General features: G+C 70.8%; 24 protein-coding genes. 5 read left to right on the forward strand and 19 right to left on the reverse strand.

The features are described from left to right. Nucleotides 1–56: 56 nt before the first annotated feature. From ACV7NO_RS06310 to ACV7NO_RS06330, 5 genes are all read right to left on the reverse strand, one after another. A complete protein-coding gene (locus tag ACV7NO_RS06310; protein ID WP_463405161.1) occupies nt 57–947 on the reverse strand; it encodes a sigma-70 family RNA polymerase sigma factor in 891 nt (296 codons plus the stop codon). Nucleotides 948–1,050: 103 nt separating this feature from the next. Then, nucleotides 1,051–2,001 carry a peptidoglycan-binding protein gene (locus ACV7NO_RS06315; protein WP_463405162.1) on the reverse strand — a complete coding sequence of 317 codons (951 nt, stop codon included), beginning with the start codon at nt 1,999–2,001 and terminating at the stop codon, nt 1,051–1,053. Further along, nucleotides 1,998–2,462: a flagellar export protein FliJ gene (locus tag ACV7NO_RS06320; RefSeq protein ID WP_463405163.1), complete on the reverse strand. Its 465-nt coding sequence runs from the start codon at nt 2,460–2,462 to the stop codon at nt 1,998–2,000. Before ACV7NO_RS06320 ends, ACV7NO_RS06315 begins: the two co-directional genes overlap by 4 nt. Beyond that, nucleotides 2,459–3,811, reverse strand: a complete 1,353-nt coding sequence (gene fliI / locus ACV7NO_RS06325; protein WP_463407289.1) for a flagellar protein export ATPase FliI — start codon at nt 3,809–3,811, stop codon at nt 2,459–2,461. The genes ACV7NO_RS06320 and fliI overlap by 4 nt, the downstream gene beginning before the upstream one ends. Next, complete coding sequence (locus ACV7NO_RS06330) at nt 3,811–4,215, reverse strand: flagellar biosynthesis repressor FlbT (protein ID WP_463405164.1); 405 nt, start codon at nt 4,213–4,215, stop codon at nt 3,811–3,813. The genes fliI and ACV7NO_RS06330 overlap by 1 nt, the downstream gene beginning before the upstream one ends. A 206-nt stretch (nt 4,216–4,421) precedes the next feature. Between ACV7NO_RS06330 and ACV7NO_RS06335 the strand changes: the two genes are divergently transcribed. The 3 genes from ACV7NO_RS06335 to ACV7NO_RS06345 are packed head-to-tail and all read left to right on the forward strand — an operon-like array spanning nt 4,422 to nt 8,765. Then, the gene (locus ACV7NO_RS06335) at nt 4,422–5,720 is read left to right on the forward strand and encodes a flagellar hook protein FlgE (protein WP_463405165.1); all 1,299 of its coding nucleotides are present in this window, start codon (nt 4,422–4,424) and stop codon (nt 5,718–5,720) included. A 27-nt stretch (nt 5,721–5,747) separates the two neighbouring features. Then, a complete protein-coding gene (flgK, locus tag ACV7NO_RS06340; RefSeq protein WP_463405166.1) occupies nt 5,748–7,844 on the forward strand; it encodes a flagellar hook-associated protein FlgK in 2,097 nt (698 codons plus the stop codon). Nucleotides 7,845–7,859: 15 nt separating this feature from the next. Then, nucleotides 7,860–8,765, forward strand: coding sequence for a flagellin (locus tag ACV7NO_RS06345; RefSeq protein WP_463405167.1), 906 nt, complete (start codon nt 7,860–7,862; stop codon nt 8,763–8,765). A gap of 138 nt (nt 8,766–8,903) precedes the next feature. Here the strand turns inward: ACV7NO_RS06345 and ACV7NO_RS06350 are convergent, their stop codons facing one another. Further along, complete coding sequence (locus tag ACV7NO_RS06350; protein WP_463405168.1) at nt 8,904–10,715, reverse strand: hypothetical protein; 1,812 nt, start codon at nt 10,713–10,715, stop codon at nt 8,904–8,906. Beyond that, on the reverse strand, nt 10,712–10,930 hold the full coding sequence (locus tag ACV7NO_RS06355) for a hypothetical protein (RefSeq protein WP_463405169.1): 219 nt from the start codon (nt 10,928–10,930) through the stop codon (nt 10,712–10,714). Before ACV7NO_RS06355 ends, ACV7NO_RS06350 begins: the two co-directional genes overlap by 4 nt. 113 nt (nt 10,931–11,043) lie before the next feature. On the opposite strand from ACV7NO_RS06355, the gene ACV7NO_RS06360 reads away from it, so the two are divergent. Further along, complete coding sequence (locus ACV7NO_RS06360) at nt 11,044–11,466, forward strand: hypothetical protein (RefSeq protein ID WP_463405170.1); 423 nt, start codon at nt 11,044–11,046, stop codon at nt 11,464–11,466. Between the two features lie 68 nt (nt 11,467–11,534). Then, nucleotides 11,535–13,529 (forward strand): putative bifunctional diguanylate cyclase/phosphodiesterase, encoded by a 1,995-nt coding sequence (locus ACV7NO_RS06365; RefSeq protein WP_463405171.1) that lies wholly within the window; start codon nt 11,535–11,537, stop codon nt 13,527–13,529. Between the two features lie 9 nt (nt 13,530–13,538). On the opposite strand, the gene ACV7NO_RS06370 is transcribed toward ACV7NO_RS06365, so the two are convergent. The 12 genes from ACV7NO_RS06370 to ACV7NO_RS06425 all read right to left on the reverse strand — a co-directional run bounded on the left by ACV7NO_RS06370 (nt 13,539) and on the right by ACV7NO_RS06425 (nt 22,256). Further along, nucleotides 13,539–13,898 (reverse strand): hypothetical protein, encoded by a 360-nt coding sequence (locus tag ACV7NO_RS06370; protein ID WP_463405172.1) that lies wholly within the window; start codon nt 13,896–13,898, stop codon nt 13,539–13,541. Between the two features lie 138 nt (nt 13,899–14,036). Beyond that, nucleotides 14,037–14,684, reverse strand: coding sequence for a PilZ domain-containing protein (locus ACV7NO_RS06375; protein ID WP_463405173.1), 648 nt, complete (start codon nt 14,682–14,684; stop codon nt 14,037–14,039). A gap of 19 nt (nt 14,685–14,703) precedes the next feature. Next, nucleotides 14,704–15,153, reverse strand: coding sequence for a hypothetical protein (locus ACV7NO_RS06380; RefSeq protein ID WP_463405174.1), 450 nt, complete (start codon nt 15,151–15,153; stop codon nt 14,704–14,706). Further along, nucleotides 15,153–16,034: a flagellar motor protein MotB gene (locus ACV7NO_RS06385; protein WP_463405175.1), complete on the reverse strand. Its 882-nt coding sequence runs from the start codon at nt 16,032–16,034 to the stop codon at nt 15,153–15,155. Before ACV7NO_RS06385 ends, ACV7NO_RS06380 begins: the two co-directional genes overlap by 1 nt. A 5-nt stretch (nt 16,035–16,039) precedes the next feature. Further along, a complete protein-coding gene (locus ACV7NO_RS06390; protein WP_463405176.1) occupies nt 16,040–16,339 on the reverse strand; it encodes a hypothetical protein in 300 nt (99 codons plus the stop codon). A gap of 23 nt (nt 16,340–16,362) precedes the next feature. Beyond that, nucleotides 16,363–16,899, reverse strand: coding sequence for a chemotaxis protein CheD (locus ACV7NO_RS06395; protein WP_463405177.1), 537 nt, complete (start codon nt 16,897–16,899; stop codon nt 16,363–16,365). Beyond that, nucleotides 16,899–17,288, reverse strand: a complete 390-nt coding sequence (locus ACV7NO_RS06400; protein WP_463405178.1) for a response regulator — start codon at nt 17,286–17,288, stop codon at nt 16,899–16,901. Before ACV7NO_RS06400 ends, ACV7NO_RS06395 begins: the two co-directional genes overlap by 1 nt. A gap of 4 nt (nt 17,289–17,292) precedes the next feature. Continuing rightward, complete coding sequence (locus tag ACV7NO_RS06405) at nt 17,293–18,357, reverse strand: protein-glutamate methylesterase/protein-glutamine glutaminase (RefSeq protein WP_463405179.1); 1,065 nt, start codon at nt 18,355–18,357, stop codon at nt 17,293–17,295. After that, on the reverse strand, nt 18,354–19,238 hold the full coding sequence (locus tag ACV7NO_RS06410; protein WP_463405180.1) for a CheR family methyltransferase: 885 nt from the start codon (nt 19,236–19,238) through the stop codon (nt 18,354–18,356). The genes ACV7NO_RS06405 and ACV7NO_RS06410 overlap by 4 nt, the downstream gene beginning before the upstream one ends. Further along, the gene (locus ACV7NO_RS06415) at nt 19,235–19,732 is read right to left on the reverse strand and encodes a chemotaxis protein CheW (protein WP_463405181.1); all 498 of its coding nucleotides are present in this window, start codon (nt 19,730–19,732) and stop codon (nt 19,235–19,237) included. The genes ACV7NO_RS06410 and ACV7NO_RS06415 overlap by 4 nt, the downstream gene beginning before the upstream one ends. Beyond that, a complete protein-coding gene (locus ACV7NO_RS06420; protein ID WP_463405182.1) occupies nt 19,729–21,894 on the reverse strand; it encodes a chemotaxis protein CheA in 2,166 nt (721 codons plus the stop codon). Before ACV7NO_RS06420 ends, ACV7NO_RS06415 begins: the two co-directional genes overlap by 4 nt. Then, complete coding sequence (locus ACV7NO_RS06425; RefSeq protein ID WP_463405183.1) at nt 21,891–22,256, reverse strand: response regulator; 366 nt, start codon at nt 22,254–22,256, stop codon at nt 21,891–21,893. Before ACV7NO_RS06425 ends, ACV7NO_RS06420 begins: the two co-directional genes overlap by 4 nt. Between the last annotated feature and the right edge of the window lie 2 nt (nt 22,257–22,258).

Consider the following 22,258-nt stretch of genomic DNA (forward strand, 5'->3'; position numbering starts at 1 on the left):
GAAGGTTTTCGGCCCGGACGGCGCGCCGGTGCGCATTTCGGTTAAGAGTATGCCGATCAGGCGACGGTGCGGATCTTCGCACGGGGCTTGCGCGGCAGGCTGACGTGCGCGGGCGCGAAGCGGGTGCCGCGCTGCGAGAGGTCCGCGATCGTGGCCGCGGCGCGCTTGGCGATCTGACGCGTGCGCTCGCGGATCGCGTCCTCGGTGGCGTCGGAGATGCGCGGGGCGGTTGCCTCGACATCCTCGGACAGGCGGCGCTCGATCGCCTCGCGGTGGAGCGCGATCTTTTCCTCGAGCTGCGCGCGATCCGCGTCGTCGATGGGGTAGAGCGCGGCACGCAGCCGCGGCGTGCCGGCGGCGCTGCGCTCCGGCACCGCGCGCTCGCGGGCGCGGCGCTTGAGCTGCTCGATCCCGACGGTGCGCAGGTGATCGACATAGTCCTCGATCAGCCGGGCGCGCGTGGCGCCGGCCATGTGGTTCGAGGCGGCGGCCTCGGTCCGCGACAGGGCGTCCTCGTCGACGATCGTCGCTTCCAGCGTCATCTCGTCGCCGTCGCCGCCGGCCACCGGGGCATGGAGCGAGATGGTGGTGGCCGAGACCTTCTTCGCACCGGGGCGCTGATCGGTCATCAGGCGGTAGCGCAGGCCCTGGAGCTCGCCGCGCAGCTGCCAGTTAACGAAGGTGGTGAACTGCGCCTTGGCGGGATCATAGCCCTGGATCGCGCGGTGGACGCCGATCGCGCAGACCTGCTCTGCATCGTCCCAGTGCGCGACGAGGCCGTACTGGCGGACGAAGTGGCGGATGCGCGGCGCGATCAGCTTCAGGATGCCGGCGAAGGCGCGATCGGCGGTGACGCGCTGGCGGTTCGTCTGCGTTTCGCCTTCCGCGGGGGTGTTCGCGATGACGATGGCGACGGCGGTTTCGAGCGCTGCGGTAACCTTGGACATGATCGGATTTCCCCAAACCCTGTGGGAGTGTTGCTCACTCCCGACATCGCCAAAATGGGGCTCAATGGTTAATATCCGGTATATTCCTAAAACGATCCTATAATTACGCATTCGCCATGTAGCGCGCGGGCTGGACCTTGCGATCGAGATAGGAGAGCAGCCAGTCGCGGTGCGCTGCCGATGCGTCGCCGGTGCGCGCGATCCGCGTATCGCTGCCGCTTGCGCCGACCTGCGCGGTGAGGAGGCGGCGTGCGCGCGAATCGTCGAGCCCGCCGTCGCGCAGGAAGCGCACCGCGTCTCCCAGCCCGAGATGATGCCCGAGATAGGCGAGCCGCGCGGTCGCGCCGACTTCGCCGTCCGCGGAGACACCGGCGCGTTCGAGGCCGGCGAGGTTGCGCTTCGCGAAGTCGGCGATCCCCTCGATCGCGGCGTCGGGGCGATAGCGCAGCGCGAGCAGCGCGGGGCGCGCGGCGGCGGTCACCTGGCCTTTCGCGTCGAGCCAGCCGGCGTCGCGTGCGGTGTCGTGGAGCCAGGTGCCGCGCGTTTCCGCCAGCCCCTCCCACGTGCGGCTGAGAAACTGGCCGAGCCCCGCCGCGCTCGATCGCGGGTTGCGCGAATGGACCTGCCATGCGCCGTCGCGCGTCTTGCCTGCCTCCGCATCGACGATCGCGGCGAGCGCGGGGGCGGGGATGCCGGTGCGCACGGCTGCTGCGTCGAGCACGGGGGCGTAGCGCGCGTTGGCGCCGAGCCCGGCGACGCGCGCGGAGGCTTCGACCGCGCCACCGCGCGCGCGGTGGCGCTCGATCGCGCGTGACGGCGCGGGCTCGGCCGGCGCGGCGGTCGGCTCGGTCGTCAGCGCGAGCAGAGTCTGTAGCAGGTCGCCGTCGGGCATGGCGGGCGCGCGGATGGCGACGCCGCCGATCGTCACGTCGCTATCCTCGTGCCCCAGCGCGGCGTGCCACAATGCGCTCGCGCTCGCCGACTTCGCCTCGCCATAGAGCATCGCCGCGCGCACCGGCGGCGTCAGCGACTGAAGCGAGGCGCGGTCGATCATGCCGCAGGGCCGAACAGCCCGGGATGCCGGACCGGGGTGCCGCGCGCGGGATTGCGCCGGACGCGGATGCGGCGCGCGCCGATCATGTCGTCGATCGCGGCCTGTTCGGCGGCATCGAGCGCGCGCTGCGCGTCCTCGCGGTGGCGCGCGGCGGCGGTCTCGATCGCGGCGCGCGAGCCATAGCATTCGACCGCACGGCGGCGCAGCGCCTCGATCTGCGCCTGCGCGGCGACGCGGTCCGCGCCCAACGTCGTGCGGCGTTCGCGGGTGCGGACGAAATAGCGCTCCGTCGTCAGCCGCGGATCGCCGGCGGCGAGCGCGCATTCGCGCAGCATCGCCGCCTCGATCTCGATATGCGCGGCCTCGATCCGCTGAAGCTCGTCGAGCGCGAGGCCGATCGCGGCGCGGACCTGGTCGAGCTGGCGCTCGGCGATGCGCAGCGCGGTGTCGAACGGGGTCATACGACGCCTGCCGGGACGGCCGGGGCCTCGAGCATCGCGGACAGCGTGTCGAAGGTGGCGGCGGAATAGCCGCGGTCCTGCTTGCCCTGCGTCAGCAACGCCTCGATATGCGGGGCGAGGCGGATCGCCTCGTCGACCTCGGCGCTGGAGCCGGGCTTGTAGGCGCCCAGCCGGACCATCTCCTCCATGTCGCCATAGGTCGACAGCACGCGCCGCGCGGCGAGGCGGACGCTGTTCTCCTCGCTGCCGTGGCAGTGGGGCAGCGTGCGCGAGACGGACTTGAGCACGTCGATCGCGGGATAGCGGCCGCGCTCGGCGATCTTGCGGGTGATGACGACATGGCCGTCGAGGATCCCGCGCACCGCATCGGCGACGGGCTCGTTATGGTCGTCGCCGTCGACGAGGACGGTGAACAGCCCGGTGATCGAGCCCTGTCCCGCGGTGCCGGGGCCGGCGCGCTCGAGCAGCCGCGGCAGCTCGGCGAAGACGGTGGGGGGATAGCCCTTGGTCGCGGGCGGCTCGCCCGAGGCGAGCCCGATCTCGCGCTGCGCCATCGCGAAGCGGGTGACCGAATCCATCAGGCACAGGACGTTGAGGCCCTGGTCGCGGAAATGCTCCGCCACCGCCATCGTCGTCCAGGCGGCCTGGCGACGCATCAGCGCGGGCTCGTCCGAGGTGGCGACGACGACGACGCTGCGTGCCAGCCCCTCGATGCCCAGATCGTCCTCGACGAATTCCTGCACCTCGCGGCCGCGCTCGCCGATCAGCCCGATCACCGCGACGTCGCACTTCGTCCACCGCGCGAGCATCGACATCAGCACCGACTTGCCGACGCCCGAGCCCGCGAACAGGCCGAGGCGCTGGCCCTCGCACAGCGGCGCGAACACATCGAGCGCGCGGACCCCGGTCTCGACCTTGCCACCGACGCGGGTGCGCGCGGCGGCGGGGGGCGGGGTGGCGCGGATCGGGCGCGCGACGAGGCCCGAGGGCAGCGCGCCACGGCCGTCGACCGGGCGGCCGAGCCCGTCGACCATGCGGCCGAGCCAGCCATGGCTGGGACGGATCGTGAACTGCCCGGCAGCGACGACCGCGCGCGCGCCCGCGGCGATCCCCTGCGGATCGCTGAACGGCAGGCACTGCGCGACACCGTCGTCAAGCCCGGTGATCTCCGCCTCCAGCGTGCCCGACGGGGTGGCGATGCGCATGCGGGCGCCGATCTGCGCGGCGCTGCCGAGCCCGCCGACCTCGATCAGCGCGCCGCGCGCGGCGACGACGGTGCCGTAGCGTTCCTCGTACGGCATTTCGCGCAGCGAGGCGGCGGCGGCGCTGAACAGCTTCGACGCGCGCATCATGCGGCCTCCCCCGCGAGGCGCGCGAGCGCGGCGGTTTCCAGATCGATGATCGCGCGGCAGGCGACCAGCGCGCGGTAATAGTCGCCGAGTGCGGCGCAGCGCGCGAATTCCATGCAGGCGCGCTTGGCGGCGTCGCTCTCGAACGCCTCCATCAGGTCGCCGAGCAGCGCGACGACGCGGTCCTGATGCTGGACCCGGCCCGCCTCGTCGACATAGGCCATCATGCAGGCGAGGTAGAGCCGGCGCGCGGGCGTGGTCGCCTCGTGCGGGGACATCACCTCGCGACCGCGCAGGATCGAGACGCGGTTCTCGACGACGAGGTCCGCGCGGCCGTTCGCGCGCAGGACGGCGCCGTTCACGATCATCTTCTCGCCGTCGCGCAGGGATATCCGCAGGGTCATCGGGGGTCCGCTCCATCTACAAAACTGGTGGGAGCGTTATAGGATGGGTTAACGCGGCGGCGGCGCGCGCCCCGGCAATTTTTGCCGCGTCCGATGGCAGGGGGCGACATTTCTGCCTGGTATTTCTGGCCGGTCGCGACCGGAGCGGGAGGCCGTCCCCTATAACGAAAGCCAGCAAGCCCGCCCGATCGAGGGAGTCCGTTCGAATGAGCCTTTATTCCGCGCTGTTTTCCGGCGTCACCGGCCTGTCCGCCGAATCCGCGGCGATGGCCGGCGTCGCCGACAACATCACCAACATCAACACCGTCGGCTACAAGGCGGTGGACAACCAGTTCTCGACGCTGGTCGGCGACGGCCGCACCTCGGTCGCGTACCAGGCGGGCGGGGTCACCTCGGTGGCCAAGACGCTGATCTCGAAACAAGGGCTGCTCGGCACCTCGTCGAGCGCGACCGACCTGGGCATCCAGGGCGAGGGGTTCTTCGTCACGCGGACCGGCAGCGGCAAGGACGCGGCCGTCAACCTGACGCGCGCGGGATCGTTCAGCCCCGACAAGAACGGCTTCCTGCGCAACAGTGCGGGGCTGTACCTTCAGGGCTGGCGCCTGGACGCGGACGGCAAGTACAATAACACCGGCACCGTCTCCGCGCTGGAGCCGGTCAGGATCAGCGACCTGGCCGGCACCGCGACGCCGACGACCAAGATCCAGATCCGCGCCAATTTCCAGAACACCACCGCGACCCACACCGGCGCCTATGCCGCGGGCAATCTGGCGACGGGCACCGTCACCCCCGATTTCCAGCGCACCGTCGACATCTATGACGGGCAGGGCAGCGCGCACCGCGTGACGCTGGGCGTCATCAAGACCGGTGCGAACGAGTGGAAGGGCGAGATCTACGCGACGCCCGCCGGCGACGTGACCCAGGCGAACGGCCTGCTGGCGAGCGGGACGATCAAGTTCAACGGCGACGGCAGCCTCGATCTGGCCGGCAGCGACCCGGCAATGTTCGGCACGATCACCCCCGCCTGGACCAACGGCGCCGCCGCCAAGCCGATCGCCCTTCAGTTCGGCACCAACGGCGCGCTCGACGGGTTCACCCAGTCGGGCAGCGCATCGACGGTGGTGTCGCAGGCGGTGGACGGCGGGGTCGTCGGCAACGCGACGATCTCGGTGTCCGACACCGGTGTCGTCAGCGCGCTGTTCGACGACGGAACGCTGCGCAGGGTATTCCAGCTGCCGCTGGCGACGGTGCCCAACCCGGACGGGCTGACGCGCACCTCGGGCAACGGCTTCATCCCGTCGGAGGTGTCGGGCAGCTATTCGATCAACCCGCCGGGCGGGCTCAATTCGGGCAAGATCAAGAGCAATTCGCTTGAAGCCTCGACCTCGGACCTGGCGCAGGAGTTCACCAACATGATCCGCTTCCAGCGCGCGTACAGCGCGTCGTCGAAGATCATCACGACGGTGGACGAGATGTTGCAGGAAGTCAGCAACCTCAAGCGGTGACGCCTGTGGTGGATGGGAGCATGAGGCGTGTCGCTTAGCGAGATCCTGTCGTCGGCCCTGTCGGGGCTGGGCGCGGCGCAGGCCGGGATCCGCACGGTCTCGACCAATATCGCGAACGTCAACACGCCGGGCTATGCGCGCCAGAAGATCGCGCAGACCACCGACGTGATCGAGGGGCGCGTCGTCGGCGTCAGCGTCGGCGAACCGACGCGCGTCGCCGACAAGTTCCTGGAAGGCGCCGTCTATGTGCGCGCCGGCACCGCGGGCCGGGCGGAGGCGGAGTCGACCTATCTCGGCCGGCTCCAGTCGCTGCTCGGCGCCCCGGGGGCGGAAGCGGGGTTGCCCGCGCGGCTCGACGCCATCGCCAAGTCCGCCACCGCGATGACCGGGGCGGCGGGCAGCACGCAGACCAACGCGGTGTTCGTCGCGAACGTCACCGATGCGATCGCCTCGATCCGCAGCGTCGCGAGCGATGTCGAGGGGCTCCGCTCCGACGTCGAGGGCGAAGTGGGCAGCACCGTCGGGCGCGTCAACACGCTGCTGCGCACGATCCACGACCTGAACGAGACGATCTCCAAGGCGGCGGGCGCGGGGCTGTCGGTCAGCGGATCGGCGGATCAGCGGACGACGGCGATCGAGGAATTGAGCGGGCTGATGGGCGTCGTCGCGCGCGAACAGCCCGACGGGCGCGTGACGATCGACACGACCGCAGGCATCCAGCTGGTCGACCGGCGGCTGCGCCAGCTGTCCTATCCCGCATCGGGCGCAGGATCCGCGCAGCCGACCTATCCGCCGATCGAGGTCCGTCTGGTCGGCGACGACGGATCGGCGGGCGTCGCGACCGGCGAAACGGTCGATTCGGGGGGCATCGGGGGAAAGCTGGGCGGCCTGATCGACCTGCGCGACCGACAGCTCCCGGCATTTTCGGTGCAGCTCAACACGCTGTTTTCCGGGCTGGCGCAGACGCTGAACGCGGCATCGAACGCGGCCACCGCGGTGCCGCCGCCCGCGACGCTCGCCGGGCGCGCGACCGCGCTGACCGGGGCGGACCGGCTGGGCTTCACCGGCGCGGCGACGTTCGCGGTGACGAAGAGCGACGGGACGCTGCTGACGAAGGCGCGCGTCGACTTCTCCGCGTTGGGCGCGGGCGCGAGCGTCGACGATGCGGTCGCGGCGATCAATACGGGGCTGGGGAGTGCGGCGACCGCGTCGTTCGCGAACGGCAAGCTGACGATCGCGGCGAGCGCGGCGGGCACCGGCGTGGTGGTGGCGCAGGACGCCGCCGCGCCGAGCGCGCGCGCGGGCGTCGGGTTCTCGCAGTATTTCGGGCTGAACGACATGGTCGGCAGCGACACCGCGATGCTGGCGCCGTCGGGGTTCAGCGCGTCCGATGCGCACGGCTTTGCGGCGGGGCAGTCGACCGAGTTCGCGCTGCGCGACGCGAGCGGGCGGATGGTCGCGCGCTATGCGTTGCCGGGGGCGACGGGCAGCACGTTCGGCGATCTGGTCACCGCGCTGAACGCCAGCCCGATCGCCCGCTACGGCAACTTCGCGATGAGCGACAGCGGCCGCGTGGCGTTCACGTCCTCGGCCGCGGATGCGGGGGCGACTCTTTCAGTGCTGTCGGACAGTACCGACCGGGCCGGCACGGGGCGGGGGTTCGCCGAGATCACGGGGCTGCGCAGCGACGCGCGCGCGCTGGAGACCGCAGAGGTCCGGCGCGATATCGTCGCCGATCCGGGCAAGCTGCCACTGGCGACGTTGCAGGACGTCGCGGTGGGCAAGAAGGCGCTGGGCGTCAACGATCGCAGTGCCGCGACGGGCTATGTCGACGCCTTCTCCAGCACGATCGACCTGGGCGCGGGCGGCGTGACGACGGTGGGGCGGTTCGCCGCCACGACGCTGGGTGCGGCGGGAACCAACGCCGCGCGCGCGGCGACGACCGCGACCGAAACGTCGGCGCGGCGCGACGATGCGATCGCGCGGCGCGACAATTATTCGGGCGTCAGCATCGACGAGGAACTGTCGCAGATGGTGGTGCTCCAGAACAGCTATTCGGCCGCCGCGCGCGTGATGACGACCGCGACCGAGATGTACGACACGCTGCTCGGGATGGTCCGATAGCATGGGAGCCTCCGCATGATCCGCGTCGCCACCGTTCCGCTGCAGCGCACCGTCGCCGCAGGGATGCAGCGTGCGCAGGCCGCGCTCGCCGATACGCAGCGCCAGCTCGACAGCGGGAAGAAGGCGCAGGATTATGCCGGCCTTGGCAGCGATGCGCTGCGCGCGCTGTCGTCGCGCTCGCTGGTCGCGGCGCAGGAAGCCCATGCGGCCTCCGCGACGCGGCTGGGGACGACGCTGTCGCTGTACGACGCCAATATCGGCCAGATCGAATCGTCCGCCGCGACGCTGCGCCAGTCGGTGCTGACCGCGATCGGGACCGGGCAGACCGGCGGGTTGCAGGAGGCGATCGAGGGCGCGTTCGGGCAGGTCCGCGCCGCGCTGAACGCGACCGACGGCAGCGATCCGCTGTTCGCGGGCGCGCAGCCCGGCGCGCCGTTCCTGCCGACGACGCTGGCGGAAACGGCGGGCGCGACCGACGCGACCGCGTTCGCCAACGACGATGTCCGTGCCGCCGCGCGCGTCGGCGAGAGCGTCGACCTGACCTATGGCGTGACCGCGAAGACGCTGGGATCGGGGCTGCTCGCGGCGTTCCGCACGCTGGCGGAGGCGGGGACGATCGGCGCGACGCCGACCGCCGCGCAGGCCGGTGCGCTGAAGACCGCGATGGCGCAGATCGACGCCGCCCTGCCCGGCGTCCGCGCGGTCAACGCCGAAAACGGGCGATTGCAGGCGCAGGCCGAGACGATGGCCACGCGCGCCGACGCGCGCAAGACGCTGCTCGAGGACTCGATCTCGCGCACCGAGGACGCGGATTACGGGCAGATTGCGGTCGATCTGGCGCAGCAGCAGACGGTGCTGAAGGCGAGCTACTCGGTGTTCTCGCAGCTGACGCAGTTGAGTCTGGTCAATTACATGAAGTGAGGGGCCCCGACCCTGCCTTCGTTCGTGCTGAGCTTGTCGAAGCACTGTCCTTGCCAGCGTCGAAAGAAGGACCGCACTTCGACAGGCTCAGTGCGAACGGTGGGGGGATACGAACGGACCGAGAGTGGCCGAGCCTTCCTACCCCGCCGGCGTCATCGCGGCGGCGCCGCCGTCGAGCAGGTCCGCGAACGTGCCCGCGGGGCTGGCGGAGGGGAGTGCGGCCATCGCCTTGCCGAAGGTGGCGGCGTCGATCGCGCCGGGGTGACCGGTCAGCATCGTGAACACGCCGTTGCTGGCGAGGGGCGCGAACGCCGCGGCGTAGCGCGTGCGCAACCGCGCAAGATCGGCGTCGCGGCCAATCATAGCGAGCGCGATCGCCTGGCGCAGCACCACCGCCTGCCCGACCTGGCCCAGTACGCCCTTGGGCAGCATCGGCGCGTTGGCGGCGGCGAGGTGCGTCCAGTCGTGTGCGCGCCAGTAGAGCTCGGCGCCGAGCGCCGCGCCATCGGGCACGTCGCCCAGCGCCGCGAGCGCTTCGGCGCGGCGGCCGGTGAGGTGAAGCGCCACCGCCTCGACGCGCAGCCGTTCGGCGCGCATCGCGGGCGGATAGGGCACTGCATCGGTCGCGCGCAGCATGCGGATCGCGTCGTCGGGCTTGCCCGCGAGGATGCGCAGGCTGGCGACGCGGACCGACAGCGGGCCCTGCTCGACATCCTGCGCATCGGTATCGAGCCGGTGCTGGAGCAGATCCGCGGCGCGCTGGTACAGTCCCGCGGCCTGGAGCCGATCGACCAGCCGTTCGGCGAGGCGGTTGCCCTCGACGCCGGCGGGCGCGATATCGCGATAGTCCCAGAACAGCCCCGCGGCGGTCGCGATGTCGAGCGGCGAGCCGGGGGCGAGCGCGGTCGCCAGCGTGGTGCGCAGCGTCCCGAGGAGCGTGGCGGTGTCCGCGCGCGGCGCGCCGTAGCGGAACAGCGCGGCGCCCGCGGCGAGCAGGCGGACGCTGTCGTGCGCATCGGTCGCGGCGCGAACCGCGAGGCTCAGCGCGCGTTCCTCGATCGCGTCCCCGCGCCACGTGAAGAGCAGCGGATCGAGCCGTTTCGCGGCGGCGGCGGGGGTGATGGCGTGTCGGTCCAGCTCGCCCTCGATCGTGGCGAGCGCGGCGTCGGCGCGCTGTTCGCGCGTGCCGCTGAGCGCGACGCGATCGAACCGCAGCCGAGCGGCCTGCGCCTCGCCGAGAAGGGTCAGCGCCTTGCCGCGGAGAAGGTTGGCGGCGGGATCCGCATCGGGAAGATGATGGAGCCACGTCATCGCCGGGGCGGCAAGGCTGATCGCGATCGCGGCGCCTGCGCCCGCCAGCACGAACGGCGCGCGCGCGGATGCGGATCGCTGGTTGAGTGCGGGCAGCGCGCAGTGGTTCTGGTGGACGGCGTCGGCGGCGCGGCCGGTGTCGGCCAGCGTGCGCATTCGCCACAGGCAGGCCTCGGCGTCGTCGGCGAGCATATCGTCGGCGAGCGCCTCCAGCGCCTCGTCGACATGCCCGGCCTGCGCGAAGGCGACCCCGCTGGCGCGGCGCCATGCGGGAACGAGTGCGAGATCGGGATCATCGGCGAGCATGACCGCGAAGACGCCGATCGCATCCGCGCCGCGGCCTTGCGCGATCGCACCGATCGCCAGATCCCAGCGTGCGCCCTGCCGCGTCGCGGGGGTGGCGCGAGCGAGCGCCTGCCATGCGGTATCGCGGGCGATGGCGGGCCAGGCGGCGGGGCCGCTCGCCAGCGGACGTTCGGCGAGCGCGGCGGCGAAGCCGGGAAGCGCCGCATGCGGCAGCGTGGTGGGGGGCTGCGCGGCGGCGACGTGGGGGGCGGCGTGGGCAGCGGCGGGGGCAGCGGCGGGTGCGTGCTGCGTCGGGCCGGCGGCGGCGGAGGCGAGCAGCCATATCGCGATCATGGCAGCCCGACGCCCAGCCATGCGATTCCCGCGCCGCCGATCGCGGTGCCGACCAGGAAGGCGAGCGCGCCGACGATACCGAGGCCCCGGCGCGGCACCGCACCGACGGACTTGCCGTCGATCACGGTCGCGGGCGTATCGTCGCGCCGACGGCCCGGCGCGGCGGCGCCGGCATCGAGCACCCGGACGCGGGCTGGCTTCTGATCTTGGCTCATCGTTTCGTTTACCGTTCGCTTTCACCCAATTATAGGAATGGCCGTCCTACAAGAGACGGACCGGACGCGCTTTTCGGCGACGATCAGCATGTGCGGCCATCACAGGAACCCCGATGACCCGATCCCGACTGCTCCAGACGATCGCCCTGCTGTGCGCCGCGCCGCTGTGCGCCGTCGTGCCGGCGGGCACTGCGTCCGCGTCGGGCGGGGAGGGCGGGGCGGACGGCGTCCACCTGATCCCGATGACGATGCTGGACGTTCCGATCGTCGAGGGCGATCGCGCGACCGGGCGGTTGCGGATGAAGCTGACGCTGCGCGCGGGCGACGCGGCGGGGGCCAAGGCGATCGAGGCGGAGATGCCCGCGCTGCGCGAGGCGGCGCTGGCGGCGGCGGGCGAGTTCGCCCGGCTGCGGGCGTCGCCCTGGGTCGCGGTCGACGCCGGGCGGCTGTCGCACGAGATGACCGCCGCGATCGGCGCGCGCGACCATGCGGTTTCGGGGGTCCTGCTGGTCGAGGTGTCCGCCGTCCGGATCTGAACGCAGGACCGGCGCGGCCTGCGCGCGCTCGACCGTCCTATAAAGAGGGCATGTGGCGAAAGAGGCCGATGTCCCGATCGACGATGTTCCTGCGCTGGCTCAGCCTTTCCGACATGCCGGACGACCTTGCGGTGGCACGGTACGGGCAGGTGCGCCGCGATCTCCCGCTGCTCGGCTGGATCCTGGCAATCCATATCGTCGCCATCGCGGGCACGGTCGGGGCCCGCGCGTCCGTCGCCGTCGCGATGGCGGTCGTCGCGGTCGCGCTGGGGATGACCGTCCGTGGGGCGCGTCGGCGAGCGAGGCCGCTGATCTACGACGCCGAGATGGCGATCCGCCGGATGCGGCGGCTGATCGCGCTGGCCGCACTCGCCGCAAGCGCGCAGGTCGCCATCGTGTTGCTGTTGCACGCCGCCGGCAGTGCCGGGGACGACAAGGCGGAACTGATGGTCGCACTGGCCGCGATGGCGTGCGGCGTGTGCCTGATCGGGGTGCCGCAGGTGGTGCTGGTGCTGGCGACGATCCTGATCGCTGGCGGCGTCGGGCATCATCTCGCATGCGATCCGGCCTCGCTCCTTGTGCTGGCGCCGGGCATCGCCGCCACCGTCGGGTTCGCAGCGCATGTGATGCGGCGCGAGGGGCGCAATTTCGATCAGCTGGTCCTCACGCGGACCGTGCGGCTGGCCAACGAGCGCGAGGCGGCGCGGCTGAGCGCGGAGAACGCACAGCTTGCCAATCTCGATTCGCTGACCGCGCTGCCCAACCGGCGCTATTTCCTGGCGCAGCTCGATGCGCTCGCGGCCGAGCGCAGCCTGACCGGCGAGCCGTTCGCGGTGGGTCTGCTCGATCTCGACCGGTTCAAGCCGGTCAACGACATCTATGGGCACCTGATCGGCGACCGGCTGCTGGCGATGCTCGGCGAACGGCTGGCGGCGGCGGCGGGCGACGGTCTGCTGATCGCGCGTCTTGGCGGCGACGAGTTCGGGATCGTCCTGCCATATTGCGACCCGGCCGGCGAGGGCGACCCCGCCGCGACCGGCGCGACGTTGTGCGCGATCGTCAGCGAGCCCTACCTGATCGACGACGTCCGCATCTCGGTTGGCTGTTCCTGCGGCATCGCGCTGTTTCCCGACGCAGGGCGGAGCGCACGCGAGATCTTCGACCGGGCAGACTATGCGCTGTACAATGCCAAGAGCCGGCGCAGCGGCCGGTGCACCGTCTTTTCCGCCGAACACGAACAGCGCATCCGGTCGGCGCAGGTGCTCGATGCCGCGCTCCAGACTGCGGACTTCGGTGCGGAGATGGACCTGCATTTCCAGCCGATCGTCGATACGCACACGCTGCGTACCGTCGGGGTCGAGGCGCTGGCGCGGTGGACCAGCCCGGTGCTGGGCGTCGTCCAGCCCGCGCAGTTCATCCCTGCCGCGGAGTCTCTGGGCCTGATCGGCGCGATCAGCCTGGCTCTGTTCGGAAAGGCGCTCGCGCAGGTGGAGGCGTTGCCCGACGGCATCTATCTGTCGTTCAACTTTTCCGCGATCGACATCGTGACGCCGGCGACCACTGCTGCGCTGATCGCGCAGATCGAGGCGAGCGGCGCCGATCCGCGCCGCGTCGTCATCGAGATCACGGAGACCGCGGTGATGCGCGACTTCGACGAGGCGGCGGCGACGATCGGGCGGCTGCGTGCGCTGGGGTGCCAGGTGGCGCTCGACGATTTCGGCACCGGCTTTTCCAGCCTGACCCACCTGCGGCGGCTGGCGCTGGACCGCGTCAAGGTCGATGGCAGCTTCGCGTCGGGGCTGGACGAGCCGTCCGGCCGCAAGATTGTCGCCGCGATCGCCGACCTGTGCCGCAACCTCGAGATCGATTGCGTGATCGAGGGGATCGAGACGTCGGAGCAACTGTTGCGGATCCGCCAGTTCGGCTTTCGTTTTGCGCAGGGTTATCTGTTCGCGCGCCCGATGCCGATGGCGGACCTACACGACTGGCTGGCGAACCGGCCGCTGGAGGATGGCGACCTGCCAAGGGCGAGGCCCGTGCCGATGCTGGTCGTCAACCGCTGATCGTGCGGATCAGACCGCAGCCGGCCGCAAAGGTGGTGGGGGTAGTGCAGGGCTAGCCGGCCGGCATTTGGTGAGCCGCGATAGCGTGGAACGGACGGGCAGGATCGCCCGTGGCGCATCGGCGCAAAGGCGAGAAGGCACGAGCGCGCAGTCCCAGCCGAGGGGGCGGCATCCCGCGATGGCAGACGGATCGATGAGCATCGAAAGGCAGTCGGCGACGTTGGGATCCTCGCGCGGGCCGATCGTATCGACGATCTCGCCCGTATCCATCCCGCCGACCGCGGCCGCGCGGGCGGCGGCGGCATCCCACAGCAGCCCGGCGTCGGCGACCTTCAGGCGAAGGGTAATTGCGTAGTCGGAACCGGTCATCGTCGTCGCAGGCCCCCGCCGCGTTATTGTCCAGCGATTTACGGGCATAGCGCCGATTCCGGCAATACGGGAGAATGCGTACGTGAACCGAATATTAACACATATCCGGTTTGGGCGCTTCACCGATGGATGGCCGGCTCATCCGGCGAGGGCGAACCGGCGGCGATAATCCCGCTGCCACTTCGACAGGGCGTCGAAATGATAGGGTTCCACGAAGACGAACCCCGCCTGTCCGTCGCGGACCCAGCGCTGTACCGCGAAGCGGGCCGGCAGTCCGGGGATCGCGATGCGCACCGGCTGGTCGATTTCGGGACAGTCGGCGATCGCGATCCGGCACCCCGCCTGCGAGATGTCGAGGACGATCGCGGCCCGCGCGATGCCGCGCCATGTGACCTGGGCGGCGGCGGCGCTGCCGAGGCGCGGCGACCGCGGGACGTGGCTGCCGCGGCGTGGTCGCGCTTCGAGCAAGTGGCGCACGTCGATCGGGACCGCCGCCCGGACGCCCAGGCGCAGACCGTCGACCCACATCACTTCCGCCTCGACGACGATGCCGTAGCGCACCTCGATCTGGACCGGCGTGCCGATCGGGAGATCGGCGTCGCACTCGAGCATCATGCCGCCTTCGGAGACGTTGCGTATGCGGCATAGATGATCGGCGTGCGCATCGACGAGACGGCCGACGAACAGGATCGTCGTGACGCGCGCGCCGCGTTCGGTCCAGACCGGGGTGTCGACGGTCGTCGCGGCGTATGCCTCGGTCGGACGCAGGGCGGTGGTAAGGGCCATGATGATCGTTTCCCCGGAATCAGGATGGTTCGGCGCGCGTGACCGCGACGCGCTTGACGACGCCGGGACCGAACGCTTCGGGCGCAGCGGCACCGACGACGGCGCGGAGGCGGGCGATGTCGGGCAATTGGCCTTCGGGACCGGCGGCGAGGGGGGTGCGATAGGTGCGCATGTTGATCGCGTGGAGCAGCAGTGGCACCTTCTGCGTGACCGTCGCGGCGTCGTCGGCGGCGACTTCCAGCTCGACGTCGAAGGTGACGTAGCCCGACAGCCCGCCATCGGCGAGGACCAGGGGCGCGAGGATCTTGGGAACCGGAACGAAGCTGGTCGGCCCCGACGCCTCGTGCGGGTCGGCCTTGGCCGGGGCGGGCGGACCGACGATGCGCAGCGTGGCGACCGCGGCCCCCCCGCCGACACCGACGCCCGCGAGCAGCACCGCGACGGGCACGAGCTTGCCGAGAATGCCCATCAGAAGGCGAAGCTCGCATCGGTGGGCAGCGCGGGCGCGGAGCCCTTCGCGACGATCGTGATGCGGCGGTTCTCGGGACGATCGGGCTGATCCGGGTAGACCGGGCGGGTATTCGAGAGCGCGACGACTTCCGCGAATCGTGCGGGCGACAGGCCGGCGGCGACCATCGCGGAGCGCGCGGCCATCGCGCGCTCGCCCGACAGCCGCCAGCCCGCATCGCCCGGATCGGTGCCGTCGGTATGGCCTTCGATCGCGATCTGCGACTCCGACCGCGCGAGCTTCGCCGCCACGCGGGCGAGCGTCTCGCGCGCGAACGGGGTAAGGGTGGCGGTGCCGCTGGCGAACATCGACCGCGCGGCACTGTCCATCAGGCTGATGCGCAGCCCCTCGCGATCCTCCTCGACGCGCATCGCGCGGTTGCCCTTCTCGTCGCGCGGCAGCGTGTCGATCGCGACCTTCATCTCCTGCGCCAGCACGCGCAGCGACGCGTCGGGAATCGCGGCGGTCCCCCCGCGCGCGGCGCCCGGCCCGCGCGAGACCGCGCCGGGGCGGCCCGAGGGATCCTTGGTCGTCTCCGCCTGCGCGCGGCGGCCATAGCCGCCCGATCCCGGCATCCCGCCGACGCCGCTGGCCGAAGCCGAAGATTCGTCGGATTGCGACATCGCGCTGGCGCTGGGGGGCGAGAAATACTCCGCCAAGCCTTTCAGCCGCTGCTTGTCGGGGTTCGAAATCAGCCAGAGCAGCATGAAGAACGCCATCATCGCGGTGACGAAATCGGCATAGGCCACCTTCCACGCCCCGCCGTGATGCCCGCCCGCGACCTTCTTTATCTTGCGGATGACGATCGGGCGCTTGGCGTTCGCGCCGGGGGCGGAGGCCATCGGGGTCAGCCCTGCGCGTCGAGCGCGGCGTGGAGCCGCTGCTGGATCATGCCCAGCCGGACGGGGGCGATCGCGTCGCGTGCGCTGGCGCCATCCGACAGGCGATCGAGCACCGACGCGCTTTCGTGCGCGCACTGGACGATCAGGTCGAACACCTGAAGTCGCTCGATATGGCGGGTCGCGAAATCCTCGTCGCCGATCAGCGCCTCGGCGAGCTGTTCGATCAGCGTGCCGACGTGGCGCAGTTCCTGCGCGATCGCGGTCTGCAAGGGGCCGACGAGATGCCGGGGATCGGAAAAGGCCATGGGATATGTCCGCAAGCGAGAGGTCAGAAGAGTTCGAGTTCGCCGTCGTCGACGAGCACGGGGCGGCGTGGCGGCACCACGACGGGCACCATCTGCGCCACCGCGATCGAGCGTGCCTTGCCCTCGTGGGGCAGGAACTCGACCTTGCGCGCGCGTGCGCCGCCGGTATCGACATGGCCGATCGCGATGCCCTCGTCCGCGACGAAGCGGCGAGCGAAGGCGGCGTTGGCGTCGCCGATCCGCCCCAGTTCCGCGACGATCGTGGCGCCGCCATAGATGTGCGCGCGCAACCGCGACCGCGCCGCTCCGCGCTGCATCATCGCATTGATGAGCAACTCCATCGCGTGGACGCCGTAGCGCTGCATCTGATGGGGATCGACCTGCTGCCCCGCTTCCGGCCGGCCGAGCAGGAAATGGTTCATGCCGCCGACGCGCGCGACCTGATCGTACAGGCACACCGCGATGCACGATCCGAGCAGCGTCGAGATGACGACGTCGGGCTCGGACGTGGCGAGGTGTTCGCCCTGGACGATGTTGATCCGGCGAGGGGCGGGCGCCATCAGGACAGCGCCCCGAACACGCGCTCGATCTTTTCCTTCAGCGCGGCGGGCGCGAAGGGTTTCACGAGATAGTTGTTGACGCCCAGCGCCGCCGCTTTCTGGACGACCTCGCGATCGGACGAGCCGGTGAGCATGATGAAGACGGTCTTGCCGATCACCGGATCCTCGCGGACCGCCTGGAGCAGCTCGATCCCGTCCATGTCGGGCATGTTGTAGTCGGAGACGATCAGGTGCACCCGGTCGTTGCGGACGGCCTCGAACGCCTCGCGCGCGCAACCCTTGTCGCGCACGTCCTTGAAGCCCAGGTCCTGCAGCGAACGACGGATCATCGCGCGCATGCTGGCCTGGTCGTCGACGACCATCACCTTGATCTGGGAGGCAGCGGGCATCGCGTCAGGTCCTCATATTCTCTGGGATTTTTGCGACGGCGGGCTGGGCGCCGCAGGCGCCCAGGATCGCCTGGGGCAGCGCGGCGAGGCCGACTTCGCGTTCGACCGCGCCGGCCGTCATCGCAGCGCGCGGCATGCCGTAGATCACGCAGCTGTCCTGCGACTGGCCGAAGGTGCGCGCGCCGGCGCGGCGCATCGCTAGCAGGCCTTCGGCACCATCCGCGCCCATGCCCGTCATGATGACGCCGACCGCGGCCTTGCCGAGCCGCGCGACCGAGCGGAACAGGATGTCGACCGAGGGGCGGTGGCCCGTCTCCAGATCGCCCTCGAACAGCCGGATCGAGCCGCTGCGCGCACTGCCGACGAGTTCCATGTGCTGCCCGCCACCGGGAGCGATGTAGACGGTGCCGCGCGCGATCGGCGCGCCGTGCGTCGCTTCCTTCACCTTGACCCGGCAGACGCCGTCGAGGCGCGCGGCGAAGCTGGCGGTGAAGGTGCCGGGCATGTGCTGGACGATCAGCACCGGCGGGCAATCCGCGGGCAGCGCCGACAGCAGCGAGAACAGCGCCTCCACCCCGCCGGTCGACGCCCCGATGACGATGATCGCGTCGTCGCGGACCGCGCTGGCGGACACCGCGGCGACCGGGCGCGCGCCAGCGCTGGCGCGCACCGACGAGCGGCCCGCGGCCTTCACCTTCGCGCGCAGCAGCGCGGCGTCGCGCGCGAGATCCTCCGCATTGCCGGAGGGCTTGGCGATATAGTCGACCGCGCCGAGGCGCAGGGCCTCGATCGTCACGTCCGCGCCGCGCGCCGTCAGTGTCGAGCACATGACGACGGGCATCGGCCGCAGCCGCATGATCTTTTCGAGGAAGGACAGCCCGTCCATCCCCGGCATCTCGATGTCGAGCGTCAGGACATCGGGCTTCAGCGCCTTTATCATCTCGCGCGCGACATTGGGCTCGGGCGCCTGGCCGACGACCTCGATCTCGGGATCGGCGGACAGGATGCGCGCGAGGACGGCGCGGATCGAGGCGCTGTCGTCGACGATGAGCGTGCGTACCGGAGTCATGCGGATGCGCCCTCCTTGCGGTAGATGGTCTGTCCGCACCCGGTCATCACGCGTGCGGCGGGGCCGATCAGGCGTTCGGAATGGCCGATGTACAGATGGCCGCCGGGCAGCAGCAGGTCGACGAGACGCTGCTCGAGCTCTTCCTTCGCGGCGTCGTCGAAATAGATCATGACGTTGCGGCAGAAGATCGCGTCGTAGCGCTGGCGCATCGGCCATTCGCCGAACAGGTTCAGGACGTGCGCGGTCACCAGCGCACGCGCTTCGGCGGCGATCGTGAACTCCCCGGGGGCCGAGGCGGACGGGGCGACCCAGGCGCGGCGATAGTCCGCAGGAATCGCGGCGACGGTCTGCTCGGGATAGGTCGCGCGGCGCACGCTCTCGACCACCGGCGGCGACAGGTCGCTCGCCAGCAGCTTCAGGTCCGCGCCGCGCAGCCACGCGCCCGCCGCGCGGTCGCGCCCGAGCAGGCACATCGCGATCGTGTAGACCTCCTCGCCGCTCGAGCAGCCGGCGGACCAGATCCGCACCGGGCGCTGGCGCACCACGCCCTTCAGCGCAGGCACGACATTGGCGGTGAAATGCTCGAAGTGGTGGTTCTCGCGGAAGAAATGGGTGTGGTTCGTCGTCAGCGCGACGACCATCGCGGCGCGCTCGACCCGATCGGTCTGGACCAGGCGGATATAATCCCGGAACGAGGCGAGCCCGTGCTGGCGGAGCCGGCGCGAGAGCCGGCCGTGGACCAGTGTCTTCTTGATGTCGGTCAGGTGGATCCGCGCGTCGCTCTGCATGATCGCGGCGATCGCGGCGAACTCGGCGGCGCCGAGCGGCGGACCGCCCGACGTCGCGTCGCCCGACCTGGACAGGGCGGCGGCATCGCTCACGCGGCGAGATCCAGCGTGCGGGTGATGCCCAGCGCCTCGAGATCGAGGAGGAGCACCATGATGCCCTCGCCGTCCGCCTGTGCGGCCCCTTCCGCGGCGCGCGTCTGCGTCTTGACGAGGCCGGCGATGACGTTGGGCTCGCCGATCTCGATGTCGGGCGCGGGGCGGATCTCGCTGTCCTTGATGAGGACGATGTCCGCGACCTCGTCGACGAGGAAGCCGGCCTGCTTGCCGCCGATGTTGACGACCAGGATGCACGACCGCGCGTGGATCTGGCTGGCGGGCCAGCCCAGCCGCTGGGCGAGGCCGACGACGGGCACCACGGTGCCGCGCAGGTTCGTCACGCCCTTGATATAGTCGGGCACGCCGGGGAGCGGGGTGGGCTCGTCCCATTCGCGGATCTCGATCAGCGCGCGCATGTCGATCCCGAAGATCTGCTCGCCCAGCGAGAAGGTGACGATCTTGCGCTCGTCGATTTTGTCGGCGGTGGTCATGCTGCGAGGCCTTTCACGGGATAGCGGTTGGTGGAGGTGGCGGTGGGGCCGACGAGCGCCTCGATATCGAGGATCAGCGCGATCGAGCCATCGCCCAGGATGGTCGCGCCGCCCAGGCCCCGGATCGGATGCAGGTTCTGGTCGAGGCTCTTGATGACCACTTCGCGACGGTCGTCGATCGTGTCGACCATCAGGCCGACATGCCCTGCGGATTCGCTCTCGACGATGATGACGAGCGAGTCCTCGGGCGACTGCGCGTCATTGTCGGCGAAGCCGAAGGTGCGCGTCAGCCGGCGGACGGGCAGGTAGTTGCCGCGCAGTTCGATGACCTCCCCCGTCGTCGTCGTCGGGCGGACCTGGCCCGGTTCGGGCTGGACCGTCTCGACCACGTTGGCGAGCGGCAGGACGAAGCGCTGGCCGGCGAGGCGGACGATCATCCCCTCCAGGATCGCGAGCGTCAGCGGCAGGACCATCGTGAAGGTCGTGCCCTTGCCGGGGATCGATGCGATCTCGACCCGGCCGCCGAGCGCCTCGACGTTGGAGCGGACGACGTCCATGCCGACGCCTCTCCCCGAGATGTTCGAGATCGTCTCCGCGGTGGAGAAGCCCGGCGCGCAGATCAGCTGGTCGATGTCCTCGTTGGTCAGCACCGCGTCGGCGGCGACGATGCCCTTCTCGATCGCCTTGGCGAGGACGCGCGGGCGGTCGATCCCGGCGCCGTCGTCGGCGACGCGAACGAAGATGCGCGCGCCCTTCTGCTCGGCGGACAGGCGGATCGTGCCCTCTGCGGGCTTGCCGGCGGCGAGGCGGCGCTCGGGGCTTTCGATGCCGTGGTCGACGGCGTTGCGGATCATGTGGGTCAGCGGATCACCGATTTTCTCGATCACGCCCTTGTCGACCTCGGTCGTCTCGCCGGTGGTCTCGAGGATCACCTGCTTGCCCGTTTCCACCGACAGGTCGCGCAGCATCCGGGGGACGCGGCTGAACGCCTGCTTGATCGGCTGCGCGCGCAGCGACATCACCGTGTCCTGGATCTCGCGCGTCAGGCGCGAGAGCTGGGGCAGCTCGACGCGTTCCTGGTCCTTGGGGCTCAGCCGGTCGGCCAGGATCGAGCCGCGGATGACGAGTTCGCCCACGAGGTTGAGCAGCATGTCGAGCTTGGTCAGATCGACGCGGATCGTCTGCTGCGCCGGATCGACCGCGCGGGGCGCGTCGAGGCGATCCTCCGCGACGGCGACGGCGACGGCGGCGGCGGCGGGCGGCGCTGCGATCGCGGGCACGCTGGTTGCAGCGGGGGCGGATACCGGCGCGGCGACGGGCGTGGCGGCGACGACCGGATCGGCGACGACCGGCGCGATGCCCTCGTCGCGCGCGATCTCGACGATCGAGGTGGGCGCGACGAAGTCGAAGCATTCCGCGATCGCGGATTCCTCGACGTCGCCGGGGACGCCGATCGTCCAGCCGAAATAGCTGTGGTCGGGATCGAGGTCACGCAGCGCCGGAAGCCGCGTGCAATCGACCGCGACGACGCGGCCGCCAAGCAGTTCGAGCTCGCGCACGATCAGCAGCGGCTCGCCGCCATTGGCGAGCGCGGCGTCGCAGGGCGCGAACGTGACGTGCCAGTCCGCAGCCGTTGCCGGAGCCAGATCCTCGACCGCGACCGCGACAGGTTCGAAGCCGAACGGATCGAGCGGCTCGACTTCGGCGACGACCGGCTCGAACCCGAACGGATCGGGGTCCGCCAAGACCGCGAGAGGCGCGGGCGCATCGTCGCAGCCGCCGTCGTCGAGCACCTTCTGCAGCGCGGCGAGCGCGGCGTCGTCGTCCGGGGTCGCACGGGTGCCGACCGCGGCGGCGACGTGATCCGACAGGATGTCGAACGCGGTGAGCATCACGCGGGTGACGCCCGGCGTCGGCGCGATGCGGCCCGCGCGGACCTCGTCCAGCAGGTTCTCGAACCGGTGCGAGAAGGCGGTGAGCGCGGCGTGCCCGAACGCGCCCGCGCCGCCCTTGATCGAGTGCACCGCGCGGAACACGCCCGCGATCGTACCGGGCGACACGTCGCCCGCGTTCATCGCCGACAGCCCGCTTTCCGCGGTCGCCAGCCCCTCGGCGCATTCTTCGAAGAAGATGGCCTGGATCTCGTCGAGTTCGTCGCTCACGGGCAGACCCGGCGGATCGCCGTCCCCAGCTTGGCGGCGTCGAACGGCTTGGTGATCCAGCCGGTGGCACCCGCAGTGCGCGCACGCGCCTTCTTCTCGTCGGAGAATTCGGTGGAGAGGACGAGGATCGGCACGCCCTTGAACTCGGGCCGCGCGCGCACCGCCTCGATCAGCTCGAAGCCGTCCATCTCGGGCATGTTGATGTCGGTGATGAGGAGGTCGGGCTTGACCTCGGCCATGCGCTCCAGCCCGTGGCGGCCGTCGTTGGCGGCCTCGATCGTGAAGCCCTGTGCGGTCAGCGACGCCTTCAGCAGCATGCGCATGCTGGCGGAATCGTCGACGGTAAGGATGGTCTTGCTCATGG

The sequence above is a fragment of the Sphingomonas sp. Ell38C01 genome, from assembly GCF_055231975.1.